The sequence below is a fragment of the Streptomyces noursei ATCC 11455 genome, assembly GCF_001704275.1.
Taxonomy (GTDB): Bacteria; Actinomycetota; Actinomycetes; order Streptomycetales; family Streptomycetaceae; genus Streptomyces; species Streptomyces noursei.
In genome coordinates this window covers 5,705,880-5,720,151 of record NZ_CP011533.1, presented here as the reverse complement: position 1 = coordinate 5,720,151, position 14,272 = coordinate 5,705,880, and the positions used below count along the sequence as shown (strand labels likewise).

General features: G+C 74.6%; 10 protein-coding genes. 1 reads left to right on the top strand and 9 read right to left on the bottom strand.

Annotation, left to right across the window (positions count from 1 at the left end; translation table 11 throughout):
• Nucleotides 1-117 precede the first annotated feature (117 nt).
• The 7 genes from ahcY to SNOUR_RS24290 all read right to left on the bottom strand — a co-directional run bounded on the left by ahcY (nt 118) and on the right by SNOUR_RS24290 (nt 7,716).
• Nucleotides 118-1,575 (bottom strand): adenosylhomocysteinase, encoded by a 1,458-nt coding sequence (ahcY, locus tag SNOUR_RS24320; protein ID WP_067350862.1) that lies wholly within the window; start codon nt 1,573-1,575, stop codon nt 118-120.
• Between the two features lie 377 nt (nt 1,576-1,952).
• On the bottom strand, nt 1,953-2,897 hold the full coding sequence (locus SNOUR_RS24315; RefSeq protein WP_067350859.1) for a cation diffusion facilitator family transporter: 945 nt from the start codon (nt 2,895-2,897) through the stop codon (nt 1,953-1,955).
• A gap of 115 nt (nt 2,898-3,012) precedes the next feature.
• Nucleotides 3,013-4,215 (bottom strand): mannose-6-phosphate isomerase, class I, encoded by a 1,203-nt coding sequence (gene manA, locus SNOUR_RS24310; protein WP_067350856.1) that lies wholly within the window; start codon nt 4,213-4,215, stop codon nt 3,013-3,015.
• A gap of 70 nt (nt 4,216-4,285) precedes the next feature.
• Nucleotides 4,286-5,422 carry an SIS domain-containing protein gene (locus SNOUR_RS24305; protein ID WP_067350853.1) on the bottom strand — a complete coding sequence of 379 codons (1,137 nt, stop codon included), beginning with the start codon at nt 5,420-5,422 and terminating at the stop codon, nt 4,286-4,288.
• A 73-nt stretch (nt 5,423-5,495) separates the two neighbouring features.
• The gene (locus SNOUR_RS24300; protein ID WP_067350847.1) at nt 5,496-5,678 is read right to left on the bottom strand and encodes a Trm112 family protein; all 183 of its coding nucleotides are present in this window, start codon (nt 5,676-5,678) and stop codon (nt 5,496-5,498) included.
• A gap of 129 nt (nt 5,679-5,807) precedes the next feature.
• Nucleotides 5,808-7,166, bottom strand: a complete 1,359-nt coding sequence (locus SNOUR_RS24295; RefSeq protein ID WP_067350844.1) for a phosphomannomutase/phosphoglucomutase — start codon at nt 7,164-7,166, stop codon at nt 5,808-5,810.
• 103 nt (nt 7,167-7,269) lie between these two features.
• A complete protein-coding gene (locus SNOUR_RS24290; protein ID WP_079142859.1) occupies nt 7,270-7,716 on the bottom strand; it encodes a DUF3499 domain-containing protein in 447 nt (148 codons plus the stop codon).
• A 268-nt stretch (nt 7,717-7,984) separates the two neighbouring features.
• On the opposite strand from SNOUR_RS24290, the gene SNOUR_RS24285 reads away from it, so the two are divergent.
• Nucleotides 7,985-8,443 carry a metallopeptidase family protein gene (locus SNOUR_RS24285; RefSeq protein WP_174717895.1) on the top strand — a complete coding sequence of 153 codons (459 nt, stop codon included), beginning with the start codon at nt 7,985-7,987 and terminating at the stop codon, nt 8,441-8,443.
• Between the two features lie 56 nt (nt 8,444-8,499).
• On the opposite strand, the gene SNOUR_RS24280 is transcribed toward SNOUR_RS24285, so the two are convergent.
• Both SNOUR_RS24280 and SNOUR_RS24275 read right to left on the bottom strand, forming a co-directional pair.
• Nucleotides 8,500-10,107: a DUF5719 family protein gene (locus SNOUR_RS24280; RefSeq protein WP_067350839.1), complete on the bottom strand. Its 1,608-nt coding sequence runs from the start codon at nt 10,105-10,107 to the stop codon at nt 8,500-8,502.
• The gene (locus SNOUR_RS24275) at nt 10,104-14,045 is read right to left on the bottom strand and encodes a glycosyltransferase family 2 protein (RefSeq protein ID WP_067350836.1); all 3,942 of its coding nucleotides are present in this window, start codon (nt 14,043-14,045) and stop codon (nt 10,104-10,106) included. The genes SNOUR_RS24280 and SNOUR_RS24275 overlap by 4 nt, the downstream gene beginning before the upstream one ends.
• Nucleotides 14,046-14,272 lie beyond the last annotated feature (227 nt).

Here is a 14,272-nt window from a genome sequence, read left to right as displayed (position 1 = left end):
GGGGGCGCGGGGTTTTCCGGGGATTCTGCGGGCCAGGCCCCCGCCGGGTGGGCGAGGGCCTGGTGCCAGCGGCTGCTGGGTGAGCGGGGTCCGGTCCGCGGGCGGGCCGGGGGTGGCTCAGTAGCGGTAGTGGTCGGGCTTGAAGGGGCCCTCGACCTTGACGCCGATGTAGTCGGCCTGCTCCTGGCGCAGGGTGGTGAGCTTGACGCCCAGCGCGTCCAGGTGGAGGCGGGCGACCTTCTCGTCCAGGTGCTTGGGCAGGACGTACACGTCGGTCGGGTACTGCTCGGGCTTGGTGAACAGCTCGATCTGGGCCAGCGTCTGGTCCGCGAAGGAGTTGGACATCACGAACGAGGGGTGACCGGTGGCGTTGCCGAGGTTGAGCAGGCGGCCCTCGGAGAGCACGATCAGGACCTTGCCGTCCGGGTGGGTCCAGGTGTGGACCTGCGGCTTGACCTCGTCCTTGACGATGCCCGGCAGCTTCGCCAGACCGGCCATGTCGATCTCGTTGTCGAAGTGGCCGATGTTGCCGACGATCGCCTGGTGCTTCATCCGCGCCATGTCGGAGGCAAGGATGATGTCCTTGTTGCCGGTGGTGGTGATGAAGATGTCGGCGGTCTCCACGACCTCGTCGAGGGTGGTGACCTGGTAGCCGTCCATCGCCGCCTGGAGCGCGCAGATCGGGTCGATCTCGGTGATGATGACGCGGGCGCCCTGGCCGCGCAGGGACTCCGCACAGCCCTTGCCGACGTCGCCGTAGCCGCAGACGACGGCGGTCTTGCCGCCGATCAGGACGTCGGTGGCGCGGTTGATGCCGTCGATGAGCGAGTGGCGGCAGCCGTACTTGTTGTCGAACTTGGACTTGGTCACCGCGTCGTTCACGTTGATCGCGGGGAAGAGCAGGTCGCCGTCGCGCTGCATCTCGTAGAGGCGGTGGACACCGGTGGTGGTCTCCTCCGTCACGCCGCGGATCTCGGACGCCAGCCGGGTCCACTTCTGCGGGTTCTCGGCGAGGGTGCGGTTGAGGAGCTCCAGGATGGCGTGGTGTTCCTCGTTCTCCGCGGTCTCCACCGCCGGGGCCTTGCCGGCCTTCTCGTACTCGACGCCCTTGTGGACGAGGAGGGTGGCGTCGCCACCGTCGTCGAGGATCATGTTCGGGCCGCCGGTGGGGGTGCCCGGCCAGGTCAGCGCCTGCTCCGTGCACCACCAGTACTCCTCCAGGGTCTCGCCCTTCCAGGCGAAGACCGGGACGCCCTGGGGGTCCTCGGGAGTGCCGGTGGGGCCGACGGCGATGGCCGCGGCGGCGTGGTCCTGGGTGGAGAAGATGTTGCAGGAGGCCCAGCGGACCTGCGCGCCCAGGGCCACCAGGGTCTCGATCAGCACGGCGGTCTGCACGGTCATGTGCAGCGAGCCGGTGACCCGCGCGCCCTTGAGGGGCTGCTGGGCGGCGTACTCCTTGCGGATCGCCATCAGGCCGGGCATCTCGTGCTCGGCGAGGGTGATCTCCTTGCGGCCGAAGGCGGCGAGGGACAGGTCGGCGACCTTGAAGTCCTGGCCGGTGGCTGCTGTCGTCATTACGGGCTGCTCCTCGGGTGTCGAGGTCGGTCGGGCAATTCGGGCAGTCTGCGGCGCGGGTCGGGGTCCCGGTGGTGACCGGGCGTACGCGAGCCTACGCGGAGGCCGCTACACCTCTCCCCTTGCCGCAGCGCAGTCCGTCGGAGGCCCTCTCTCCCTCGGCCGGTCCGCGGTGCGGGCCGCCCGACCGCCATCAGCAGCGACGTCTGGCACTTCCCCCGAATCTACACCGATCGGCTCTGCGGCCCCAGCCCGCACGGGCCTGTTCATTGGCTTGTTCTGTGCGCCGCGGGGGTGCGGCGGGCCGGTGGGCGGGGTGGCGGCACGCGGGGGCCCCGCCTCCCACGGAGGTGGCGGGGCCCGCGGTGGGTGGTCGGTCAGCTGCCGCTGGGGGCCTGGGTCGCGGCGGCCTTCTCGTCGTAGATGTCGGGTTCGAGGTAGATGACGCGGGCGATCGGGACGGCTTCCCGGATGCGGGCCTCGGCGGCGTCGATGGCGCGGGCGACCTCGGCGGCGGTGCCGTCGTGCTGGACGGCGATCTTGGCGGCGACGAGGAGTTCCTCGGGGCCGAGGTGGAGGGTGCGCATGTGGATGACGCGGGTGACGACGTCGCCGTCGACGAGGGCGGCGCGGATCTTGGCGACCTGGTCGGGGCCGGCGGCCTCGCCGAGCAGCAGGGACTTGGTCTCGGCGGCGAGGACGAGGGCGATCAGCACCAGCAGGGCGCCGATGGCCATGGTGCCGATGCCGTCCCAGACGCCGCTGCCGGTGGCGAGGGTGAGGCCGACGCCGGCCAGGGCGAGGACCAAGCCGATCAGTGCGCCGAAGTCCTCCAGCAGGACGACGGGGAGTTCGGGGGCCTTGGCGCGGCGGATGAACTGTATCCAGGACTGCTTGCCGCGCAGTTCGTTGGACTCCTTGACGGCGGTGCGGAAGGAGAAGCCCTCGGCGATGACGGCGAAGACCAGAACGCCGACCGGCCAGTACCAGTTGTCCAGGGGGTGCGGGTTCTGGATCTTCTCCCAGCCCTCGTAGAGGGCGAAGACGCCGCCGATGGTGAACAGGACGATGGAGACCAGGAAGCCGTAGATGTAGCGCTCGCGGCCGTAGCCGAAGGGGTGTTCGGCGGTGGCGGCGCGCTTGGCCTTCTTGCCGCCGAGCAGCAGCAGGCCCTGGTTGCCGGAGTCCGCGACGGAGTGCACGCCTTCGGCCAGCATCGAGGACGAGCCGCTGAAGGCGAAGGCGACGAACTTGGCCGCGGCGATCGCCAGGTTGGCGCCCAGCGCCGCAACGATCGCCTTGGTACCGCCAGATGCGCTCATGAGTGCGCCGTGTCCCTTCCGTAGACCGGGCTTTACCGCCCCTTTAATGCCGTGCGGCGGTCATTGTTGCAGCCCGGCCCGGGGAAGGCGTGGGGTGGCCGGGTCGCGGACGGCGTCAGACGACGACGGTGGCGCGGAAGAGGGTGCCGGCGCCGGCGAGGGTGAGGTGTTCGCCGGCGGGGACGAAGGCGGCGCCGCCGGGGGTGAGGGTGAGTTCCCGGGTGGTGCCGGCGTCGCTGGTCAGGTGCACGGTGCCGGCGGTGCAGAGCAGGATCTGCGGGGTGCGGGCGGGCAGCGGGCGGGGGGCGGAGCCGGGGGCCAGGACGAAGCGGGAGAGCCGGAACTCGTCGATGGGGGTGTCGTAGACCTCCTCGCCGTCGACGTCCTCGGGGCGCAGGACGCCGGCGTCGCGGGGCGTGAAGCGGACCACGCGCAGGAGTTCGGGGACGTCGACGTGCTTGGGGGTGAGGCCGCAGCGGAGCACGTTGTCGGAGTTGGCCATCAGCTCGACGCCGAGGCCGCCGAGGTAGGCGTGCGGTATGCCGGCGCCGAGGTAGAGCGCTTCGCCGGGTTGGAGGCGGACGTGGTTGAGGAGCATCGCGGCGAGGATGCCGGGGTCGCCCGGGTAGTGGTGGGCGAGGCCGGCGTAGGCGGCGTAGGCGTCGGCGTGCGGGCCGCCCTTGGGGGCGAGGTGGCCGGCGGCGGTGGCGGCGCGTTCGGCGGTCTCGGCGATGGCGTGGGGTTCGGCGACGAGGACGGCGGTGAGCACCTCGCGCAGCGCGGACTCCTCGGGGCTGGCGCGCAGGATGTCGACGTACGGCTTGAGGTCGGCGACGTCCAGGCCCTCCAGGAGTTCGGCGGCGTCGGCGGGGTGCCGGAAGCCGCAGAGGCCCTCGAAGGGGGTGAGGGCGCAGATCAGTTCGGGCTTGTGGTTGGCGTCCTTGTAGTTGCGGTGCGCGGCGTCGCGGGGGATGCCGCGGGCCTCCTCGTCGGCGAAGCCCGTTTCGGCCTGGGCGCGGTCGGGGTGGACCTGGAGGGAGAGCGGGGCGCCGGCGGCGAGGACCTTGAACAGGAACGGCAGCCGGGGGCCGAAGGCGCGGACGGCGTCGGCGCCCAGTGCGGCCTCGGGGTCGGCGGCGATCACGTCGGCGAGGGAGACCGGGCCGTGGCCGCGGTCGAGGCGGGAGGGGGCGCCGGGGTGCGCGCCGAGCCATATCTCGGCCTGCGGTTCGCCGGTGGGCGGGACGCCGAGGAGGTCGGGGATGGCGGTGGTGGAGCCCCAGGCGTAGGGGCGCACGGCGTTGACGAGGCGATCCATCGGGCGGCTGCTTCCTGACGTGGCGTGGGTGGTCCGGCGGGGCGCGGTGGCGACTGCCCCGACGGCATGATCACTCGGTGCCGGCGAGCGCCAGGTAAACGGCGCCGAAATCGGCGATGGCAAGGAGTTCGGCGGCGCGTTCCAGGTCGCTGCCGGCGCCGGGGTGCAGCTCGCTGAGCGGGGTGTCGCGCTCGTCGGCGAGCTGCTGGGCGGCGCGGGTGGCGGAGAGCGGGCCGGCCTCGGCCTCGCGCAGCAGGATGATCCTGGCGTGCAGGGCGGCGGGCTGCTCGACGCGGTCGCGGAAGAAGTCGTCCGGGTCGGCGCCGGCGGCCAGTGCGCCGGCGAGCAGCGGGCGATGGGTGGTGAGCGCCTCGGGGAGCTCGGCGGCGAGGCCGGGGCGGCCGGCCAGTCCGGCGAGCTCGGTGGCGAAGTGGCGGCCGACGGCGCCGGCGATCGGGCCCTCGGTCCAGATCAGCGGGAGCGCGTCGGCGAGGTCGGCGGCGAGGGTCTTGCCGGGGTTGGTGTAGGTGGGGATGGCCGGTCCGCAGCGTTCGGCGATCTGGTCCAGGCGGTCGGCGAGCTTGCCGACGGCGTCCGCGGGGGCGTTGATCAGGCCGATCCGGTCGGCGAGCACCAGCAGCGGGATGAGGACGGACCAGAGGGTGCCGGGGGCGGCGGGCGGGGCGCCCTCGACGTCGAATTCGGTGTCGTAGGCGGTGGTGGCGAGGGGGACGGGCAGGCCGCGGGCCTGGACGACGGCGTCGGCGAGCGGGCCGCCGGCGGGGGTGACGGCGACGACCGCGCAGCCGCGGCGGTAGGACTGTTCGACGAGTTCGGCGAGGCCGGGGTCGGCGGCGTCGGGGCCGGCGACGAGGAGGAGGTCGAGGGGGCCGGCCCAGCCGGGCAGGGTCCAGCGGAGCGCGCCGGGTACGGGGGCGACGCCGGTGGGCTGGATGAGGCTGACCGGGCAGCTGCCGCCGCTGAGGGCGCGCAGCAGGTCGGCGACGCCGGCCGCGGCCGGGCCGGGACCGGCGACGAGGACGGCGCGCGGGCGCCCGTCGGGGGTCAGCTCGGGGATGCCGGATTCGGCGGCGCCGCGGGCGGCGGTGCGGACCCGGGCGCCGGATTCGGCGACGCCGCGCAGCAGGCCGAAGCGGTCGGCGCCGGCCAGCGCCTCGGGAGCGTCGAGCAGTGACTCGTCGAGCATGGTGGCGCGGCCTCCGATCGCCGGTACGGGCGGGGTGGTGCCAGACGGTACCGGGACGGGCCCGGTGGGCCGGTCAGACGGGGCGGCGGGCTTCGTCGACGAGGAGGACCGGGATGCCGTCCTGGACCGGGTAGGCCAGGCCGCAGTCGGCGGAGGTGCAGATCAGCTCGGCCGGGTCCGCCGTGGTGCGGTCCTCCAGCGAGGCGTGGCAGGCCGGGCAGGCGAGGATCTGGATCAGGCTGGCTTCGACCGGCATCGGGGTGCTCCTTCGGCGTGGTTACGGCGTGGCCAGCGTACCGCCGGTGTGGGGGACGGGGCCTGCCCGGAGGGGATTTCGGCAGGTGGGAGGGTCGCTGTGGGCGGCCCTCCCCCGGCCTGCGGGCGATCAGCCGCGGATGATCGCGAGGACCTCGTCGCGGATCCGCTCGACGGTGGCCCGGTCGCGGGCCTCGGCGTTGAGGCGGAGCAGCGGCTCGGTGTTGGAGGGGCGGACGTTGAACCACCAGTCGGTGGCGGTGACGGTCAGGCCGTCGAGGTCGTCGAGGGTGATGCCGTCGCGGCCCTCGTAGGTGGCCTTGATGGCGGCGAGCCGGCCGGCCTGGTCGTCGACGGTGCTGTTGATCTCGCCGGAGGCGGCGTAGCGGTCGTACTGGTCGACGAGCCGGGAGAGCGGGCGGTCCTGTTCGCCGAGGGCGGCGAGGACGTGCAGGGCGGCGAGCATGCCGGTGTCGGCGTTCCAGAAGTCGCGGAAGTAGTAGTGGGCGGAGTGCTCGCCGCCGAAGATGGCGCCGGTGTGGGCCATTTCGGCCTTGATGAAGGAGTGGCCGACGCGGGTGCGGACGGGGGCGCCGCCGTGCTCCTTGACGACCTCCGGGACGGACCAGGAGGTGATGCAGTTGTGGATGACCGTGCCGCCGGGGTGCTTGGCCAGTTCGCGGGCGGCGACCAGGGCGGTGATGGCGGACGGGGAGACCGGGTCGCCGTTCTCGTCGACGACGAAGCAGCGGTCGGCGTCGCCGTCGAAGGCCAGGCCGAGGTCGGCGCCGACCTCGCGGACCCTTTCCTGGAGGTCGACGATGTTCTTCGGGTCGAGCGGGTTGGCCTCGTGGTGGGGGAAGGAGCCGTCGAGCTCGAAGTAGAGCGCGTCGAGGTCGATCGGCAGGCCGTCGAAGACGGTGGGGACGGTGTGGCCGCCCATGCCGTTGCCGGCGTCCACCACGACCTTCAGGGGGCGGATGGTGCGGAGGTCCACGAGGGAGCGCAGGTGGGCGGCGTAGTCGTGGAGCACGTCGCGTCGGGTGACGGTGCCGGGGGTGGCGGCCGGTTCGGGGGTGCCGTCGGCGGTCCAGCGCTCGACCAGGGCGCGGATGTCGGCGAGCCCGGTGTCCTGGCCCACGGGGGCGGCGCCGGCCCGGCACATCTTGATGCCGTTGTACTGGGCCGGGTTGTGCGAGGCGGTGAACATCGCGCCGGGCAGGTCCAGGGCGCCGCTGGCGTAGTAGAGCTCGTCGGTGGAGCAGAGGCCGATCTCGGTGACGTCGGCGCCGCGGGCGGCGGCGCCGCGGCCGAAGGCGCCGGCCAGGCCGGGCGAGGAGGGCCGCATGTCGTGCCCGATGACGATCGCGTCGGCGCCGGTGACCTCGACGAAGGCCGCGCCGAAGAGTTCGGCCAGGGTCTCGTCCCATTGGTCGGGGACCACGCCGCGCACGTCGTACGCCTTCACGATCTGCGCCAGATCAGTCACAGCCAGCCCTCCTGGAGTCGCTACGGGGCCACAAACCTACCCGTACGGTCCGTAGGGGGGCCGTGAACCAGCCGTGAACGGCAGCGGGCCGGGTGGCGACGGGTCAGGAGTCGGGCGAGCGCAGGACCCGGAGGTGGCCGCGGCGGGCGACCTCCATGGGGTGGCCGTCGCGGCCGCTGGGCGCGGGGGTGCCGGCGCCGCCGGCGGCGCGCTCCTGGGGGCGGGCCGCCTCGCGGACGGCGTTGGCCAGCGCTTCGAGGTCGTCGCCGCTGGGGCGGGCGGGACCGGGGTCGATGGCGAGGCGGACGACTTCCCAGCCGCGGGGTGCGGTCAGGCGCTCGGAGTGCTGGGCGCACAGGTCGTAGCAGTGCGGCTCGGCGTAGGTGGCGAGCGGTCCGAGCACGGCGGTCGAATCCGCATAGACGTACGTCAGCGTTGCGACGGCGGGGCGGCCGCACGCAGTGCGCGAACAGCGACGTACAGGGCTCACGACGTTGGACGGTACCGCACTCTTGAGCGGGCCGCGACGACTCTCCCCCGGCTCACCCAACCGTGTCGTCCCGCTTCGTCCGATGCGTCTGACCTGCACCCGTCGGCCGGGACCGCTCGGGGGCGGGGTCGGCGGCGCCGCGCCGGGAGCGGAATGCCATCCTCAGGTGGGGCAATTCATGTCATTCTGCGGCGCTGGGCGGGAGCGGGGCGATCGGATGCCGGGCCGCAAACGAACCGAACCCGGGCCGGTCCGGTCACCCGATGACAAGTGGCGAGTTGTCGCACAACGCCGACCGGGGCGCGCCCGGAGGGCTACGCTCGATCCGATGGACAGCCCCGTACCTCCCCGTCCCGCGGAGCCGCGGCCCCGCCGCCGCGACCGCCACGGCCGTGGCATGCGCGGCCCGATCGCGCCTCCCCAGGTACCGCTGTCGGTGAGCCGCGCCGACGCGTTCACGGATCTCGTCTACGACTCCCGGGACCGCCTGGAGCGGCGCTGGCCGCAGCTGACGCAGGTCGATTTCCTGGTGCTGGAGGTGCCGGGGTTCGGGCCGGACGGCGATCCGGATCCGCTCGCGGAGGACGAGAGCGTGCCGCTCGGCCGGGTGCTGCCGTCCGGCGGCGGATATCGCGACCGGATCGTGATCTACCGCAGGCCGGTGGAGATCCGGACGAAGAACCGCGACGAGCGCGCGCTGCTGGTCCACGAGGTCGTCGTCGAGCAGGTCGCCGAGCTGCTGGGGCTCGCCCCGGAGTCGGTGGACCCGCGCTACGGCCAGGAGTGAGCCGGTAGCGCGGGTCATGCGCGGCTGTCGCCGGGCGGCGGCACCCGCGGCGGGCGTCAGCGGGTCAGCAGGGACAGGTCCTGGCCGGCGGTGGGCACGAGCACGGAGCCGCGGTCGTCGGGCAGCGGCTGGACGGTGAAGGCGGGCACCCCGCCCTGCGGCAGCGCCAGGATCCGGGCGGCGTGGACCGGGCCGCTGCCGGGCTCGGGCTCGACGGTCAGCGCGTAGGAACCCTTGAGGCCGGACGGCTGCGGCGGCTGGACGGCGAGGCTGGTGCCGCCCTTGACCGTGTACGTCTTCGAGACCGGGGTGCCGCCGCCGCTGCCGGCCGACGCGGTGATCCTGACCTTGGCGTCCTTGCCCTTCTGGGGGGCGACCAGGGTGAGGGTGCTGCCCTTGGCGCGGTTGTCGGCGACGGTGCCGCGGGCCTCGATCGGCCGGGTCGCCGGGATGAAGGCCATCTCCTGGTTGTCGCCCTTGCCGCGGACGACCCGCAGGGCCGCGGCGATCGGGGCGGTGGAGCCGCCGTCGCCGGGCGTGAGGACCAGCGAGCCGGGCTCGCCCTTGGTGATGTCCTTGAGGTCGACGGTGGCGGTCATCCCGCTCTTGACGTGCAGGGTGTCGAGTCCGGCCGGGGTGATCAGGCCGGTCGGGGTGGCCAGTTGCACCTTGAGGTCGGCGTCGGCGTCGCCGGGGGCGACGGCGACCAGCTGGACGTCGGTGGCGTCGGCCGGGATGCCCGGGAGGACGGCGCCGGGGGACGGGTCGGCGGCCGGCGGCAGCCAGTCGCCGCCGGTCTTGGCGTCGGCGGCCTGGACGGCCGCGCCGATCCGGCCGGAGCGGACGCTGACGTGCAGCGCGGCGCCGTCGGCGGGGCTGGTGGTGAGGGTGGAGAGCAGCACCGGGACGGTGGTGTGCGGCGGCACGGTGATGTCCTCGCCGCCGCCGCTGTCCGTCAACGCGCCGTCCTTGCCGCGCATTTCGAGGTCCACGACGGCCGGCACCGGGTCGGGGTTGGTGAGGTGGACGTAGTCGGTGCGGCCGGTGGCGGTGCTGACGCCGGGGAACCAGAACTGGGTGTCGGGGGCGGTGCAGCTCAGCCCCTGCAGACCGCGGCCGAGGCCGGCGGCGATGGCGGTGGTCTGCTGGACGGTCCAGCCGGGGGCCAGCGCGCCGTCGGCGGAGCCGGTCAGGGCGGGCGCGTCGGCGCTGTCGGTGGTCCCGAGGACCGGCTTCCCGGCCTGCTGGAGGGGCACCACGGGCTTGGTATCGGGCGGCGGGACGGTCTGCGTTCCGCCGCTGTCCGCGCCGCCCTTGTCCTTGGCGCCCTTGCCGTCCTTGCCCCCCTTGGCGTCCTTGCCGCCCTTGCCGGCGGGGTTGCCGTGGCTGTCGGCGACGGTGCCGGTGGGCAGGAGCTGGGCGGTGCCCTTCTTGGTGTCCGCGCCGGCCGAGGCGCCCGGGGGCGCGAAGGCGGTGTAGGTGGTCTCGGCGACCTCCGACGAACTGGGCGCCGGGCACACCAGGGTGGACCGCTGGACCGGCAGCCGGGTGGCGCTCGCGGGGGCCGTCGGGCCGGTGTCGCCGGGGGCGGCGACCGCGGCGACACCGGTGACCGCGGCCAACGCGGCGGTCACGGCGCTCAGGGACAAGATGGTGCGCTTCACTGCTGCTCGCTCCCGTCACGGCGCGGCTCGGGGAAGGCGCCGGGGTACGTCGTGCCGTCGTAGGGCTGCGGGTGCTGCGGGTGCTGGTCCGCCCCGGCGTCGGGGTAGGGCTGCTGCTGTCCGCCGTAGCCGTACGGGTCGTAGGCGCCCGCCTGGTAGGGGTCGGTCGGGTAGCCCTCGGGCGCATAGGTGTCGGGCGCGTAGGTGCCCGGCGCGTAGGTGCCCGGCGGGTAGCCGCCGTCCTGGTAGGGGTCGACCGGCTGGTAGGGCTGCTGGTCGCCGTACTGGCCGGCCTGGTACGGGTCGGCGGCCTGCGGGTAGGGCTGCTGGTCGGCTGGCGCCGGGTCGTGCGCGGCGGCCGGTTCCGGAGCGGCCTGCCAGTCCTCGTAGGAGGGCTGTGCGGGGACCGCGGCATACGGGTCGGCGACCGGGACGGGGTCCGGGGCCGGGGCGTCGGACGGCGGCTCCTCGACGGTGCGGGCGTCCGGGACGGCGGCGCCGTCGCCGGCCGGGGCGGCGGCCTCGGCCTGGGCGCGCAGCCGGCGGGCCCGGCGGCCCTCGCCCGCGGACTGCGCGGCTGAGGCCGCGACGGCGGCGGCCTCGTCGGGCAGGTCGTCGTCGATCTCCCGGCGGCGGCCGGGCAGCGCCATCACGACCAGCACGAGGGCGAGCAGGCCCTGCGCCCACAGCCAGACGGTGTGGCCCATGGGGTTGTCGTGGGTGAGGTCGAGCCGGCCGCCGTCGGACGGGAGCTGGAAGCCCTGGGCCCAGCCGTCGACGGTGACGGGCTTGAGCGGGGTGCCGTCGAGGGTGGCGTGCCAGCCGTCGTCGGCGGCGTCGGCGAGCCGCAGGATCCGGCCGGCGGTGCCGGCGGGCACCTTGGCGCCGTGTGCCTCGACCGGGCCGGCCGCCACCGGGACGGGCGCCGCGGCGTCGCCGGTGCCGGTGCCCTCCTTGGTCTGGGCGGGCACGATCGTGATCCGGGAGACCCGCTGGTCGACGCGCCACAGGGCGCTGCCGTCCTCCTGGCTGAGCCGGGTCAGGCCCGGGGTGGCGTCCAGGACGCGGCCCATCTCGCGCGGGGCGCCCTTGCGGACCAGGACGTAGCGGACCGCGTAGCCGCCGAGCCGGTCGGTCTGGTCGGCGCCGGAGCCGGCGACGAGGTGGGCGACGACGTCGTCCAGGCGGCTGTCCGGACCGGCCTCGGCGGCCAGGTCGGCGTCCCCGAGCTGGGCCCCGGAACCGCGGACGAGGGAGTAGGTGACGTGGCCGGGGGTGCCGTCCAGGACGAGCGTGCGGGCCCGGTCGGTGGTGGTGGCCTCCTCGGCGACGAACGCCGGGACCTGGGTGGCGTCGCGCCGCTGGACCGGGCCGGCCGCGCCGGTGATCATCCAGCTGACCGCGGCGTACAGGGGGGCGATCAGGGCGGCCAGCGCGATCAGCACGGCGGCCGGCTGCTTCCAGCCGAAGCCGAGCGCGGTCATCCGGGTGCGGATGCCCTCGGCGCCGAGCGCGGCCGCGCACAGCAGCGCCAGGCCGTAGACGAGCATCGCCGGGCCGGTCCAGCCGGAGCCGTTGCCGAGCGCCGCGCACAGCAGCCCGACCAGGGCCACCACCCAGGCGGCGCGGATGGCGGTCTGCCGGGTGTCGCGCAGGGTCGCGCCGAGGGCGGCCAGGACGATGCCGAGGAGCAGCAGCCCGCCGACGGCCTTGGGGCCGCCCGGGCTGAGCCCGACGAGGTCGAGGACGGAGGCCGAGCCGGTGCCGTAGTCCAGGCCGGCCTCGCGGAAGAACCGCGACGGGTGGCCGAGCAGCGACAGCGACCAGGGCGCCAGCACCACCAGCGGGGCGAGCGCCACGGCCAGGAAGCGCAGCAGGTACGCCACGACCAGCCCACCGCTGCCGCCCCGCTTCGCTCCGCCGCCCGTCGCCGGGTCTCCGGATGCGGAGCCGAGGAGGCGCAGCACGAGCAGTGCCACGCCGAGCAGCACCGCGATCGGCCAGACGATCGGGGTGAAGGCGGTGGTGACGGTGACCAGCAGCGCGTACGCCCAGGCGGCGCGCCAGCTGGGCCGGGTGCCGGGCGCCAACCGCAGTCCGCCGGCGGCGACCGCGGCGCGGGCCATCAGCGGCAGCAGGACGGCCAGTACGGCGGTGCCCAGGCGACCGCCGGCGAGCGCGCCGGTGGCGGCGGGCAGGAAGGCGTAGGCGATGCTGCCCCAGGCCCGCAGCAGCCGGGAGGCGACCAGCGGGCGGGAGGCGAAGTAGGCGGTGAGGCCGGCCAGCGGGACGGAGCAGACCAGCAGCAGGGTGAGGGTGAAGCCGGTGCTGCCGAGGAAGACCGTGGAGAGCGCGGCGAGCACCGCGAGGTAGGGCGGTGCGGCGGCGGTGTCGCCGACGCCGACCGGGTGCCAGCTGGTGGTGTACGACGACCACAGGGCGCCGAGGCCGTCGGGAGCGGGCAGCAGGGCGCCGCCGACGAGCGAGCCGCTGCCGAGCAGCCCGCGGCAGGCGATCAGCGAGACCAGCAGCAGGACGAGGAAGAGCACCGGTGCGGGGCGGCGGGCGATCCGCTTGAGCCGCGCGAACTGCTCGATCTCCAGGTAGTCGGCGTCGTCGCCGCCGGGTCCGGACTCCACGGCGCCGTGCCGGCCGGAGGAGGCGACGTCGGGGGCGGCGCGGCCGGCGAGGTTGCCGGCGACCTGTTCGACGGTGGCCCGGACGGTGGCGCCGGGCGGCGGGAACAGTGCCCGCAGTTCGCTCGCGTCGGTCGTCGGCCTCCCCCGGCGTTTGCGGGCGGCGAGGATCTTGCCGGGGCGGAGCAGGGTGGCGAAGAGGCCGGCGAGTTCGTCCAGGGCCTGGCCGGGTACCTTGCCGACGAGGTAGGCGACGACCCGCAGCAGGGTGCCGATCAGCAGCCGCAGCAGGGTGTACGGGACCAGCGCGCCGCGGGTGTTGGCGAGCAGGGTGTAGACGGCGCCGGCCTTGTCGACGCGGTGCGGAGTCGAACCACGCAGCGCGAAGCGCTTCGATGAGGGGTGGCGGTCGGGCGACGGGCGGGCGACCGAGCGGCCGACGCAGTCGATGGGGCGGCGCTCGCGGGCGGCGGCCTCGGCGTGCCGCAGGACGGCGTCGGGGGCGACCAGGACCTGGTGGCCGGCGGCCTGGGCGCGCCAGCACAGGTCGACGTCGTCGCGCATCAGCGGCAGCCGGCGGTCGAAGCCGCCCAGCTGCTCGTAGACGTCGCGGCGGATGAGCATGCCGGCGGTGGAGACGGACAGCACCGGGCGGACCTGGTCGTGCTGGCCCTGGTCCTGTTCGCGGCGGTCCAGGCCGGTCCAGCGGCGTCCGCTGCGGGCGATGCTGACGCCGACCTCGAGGAGTTGACGGCGGTCGTACCAGCTGCGGAGCTTGGGGCCGACGACGGCGGTGGACGGGCTGGCGTCGGCGACCCGCAGCAGCTCGGCGAGGGCGTCGGGGGCCGGCGCGCAGTCGTCGTGCAGCAGCCACAGCCACTGGACCGGTTCCCCGTGCGGGAGTTCCGGCATGTCGTACGCCTCGTCGTGCCAGGTGCGGCTGACCGGATCCCAGCCGCTGGGGCGGCGCAGATAGGCCAGGTCGTCGGGGCCGAGGACGGGGGCGGTGCGGACCGCCTCCTCGACGGCGGTGCCGAATCCGGAGCGGCGGGCGAGGTGGAGCACCCGGTCGTCGCCGATCGCCTCGGCGAGCAGCTGGGCGGAGTCGTCCGCGCTGCCGGTGTCGGCGCCGATGACGTTCTGCACCGGGCGCTCCTGGCCGAGCAGTCCGGCGAGGGCGTCGGGCAGCCAGCGGCCGCCGTCGTGCGAGACGATCACGGCCGTGACGACATGCCGCGGGAACTCCGGGGTGGCGGCTTCATACGAGGCGGCCTGGGCCGCCGACTGGCTGTGCACGGACATCGAGGTACGGGCCCTCCGGACCCGGGAGTTGGAGGGCTCGCGGCGAAGTCGCTCACGGCCCCCGCCCCCGGAAACACTGCGACGGACTACGAGGGACACGCGCACGCCGTACCGGCGGTGCGGGCGTGTCTCGGACGGGGCCCCACACTAATGGTTCGCGCCGGGGCACCGATCGGCTCCGTACACAGCAGACCGCCTCCGGCGGGCAGTGCGCTGGAGGCGGTGCG

What these genes read in the sequence shown, in the direction of transcription:
- ahcY (WP_067350862.1), bottom strand. Translation starts at nt 1,575, where the DNA reads ATGACGACAGCAGCCACCGGCCAGGACTTCAAGGTCGCCGACCTGTCC.
- SNOUR_RS24315 (WP_067350859.1), bottom strand. Translation starts at nt 2,897, where the DNA reads ATGAGCGCATCTGGCGGTACCAAGGCGATCGTTGCGGCGCTGGGCGCC.
- manA (WP_067350856.1), bottom strand. Translation starts at nt 4,215, where the DNA reads ATGGATCGCCTCGTCAACGCCGTGCGCCCCTACGCCTGGGGCTCCACC.
- SNOUR_RS24305 (WP_067350853.1), bottom strand. Translation starts at nt 5,422, where the DNA reads ATGCTCGACGAGTCACTGCTCGACGCTCCCGAGGCGCTGGCCGGCGCC.
- SNOUR_RS24300 (WP_067350847.1), bottom strand. Translation starts at nt 5,678, where the DNA reads ATGCCGGTCGAAGCCAGCCTGATCCAGATCCTCGCCTGCCCGGCCTGC.
- SNOUR_RS24285 (WP_174717895.1), top strand. Translation starts at nt 7,985, where the DNA reads ATGGACAGCCCCGTACCTCCCCGTCCCGCGGAGCCGCGGCCCCGCCGC.
- SNOUR_RS24275 (WP_067350836.1), bottom strand. Translation starts at nt 14,045, where the DNA reads ATGTCCGTGCACAGCCAGTCGGCGGCCCAGGCCGCCTCGTATGAAGCC.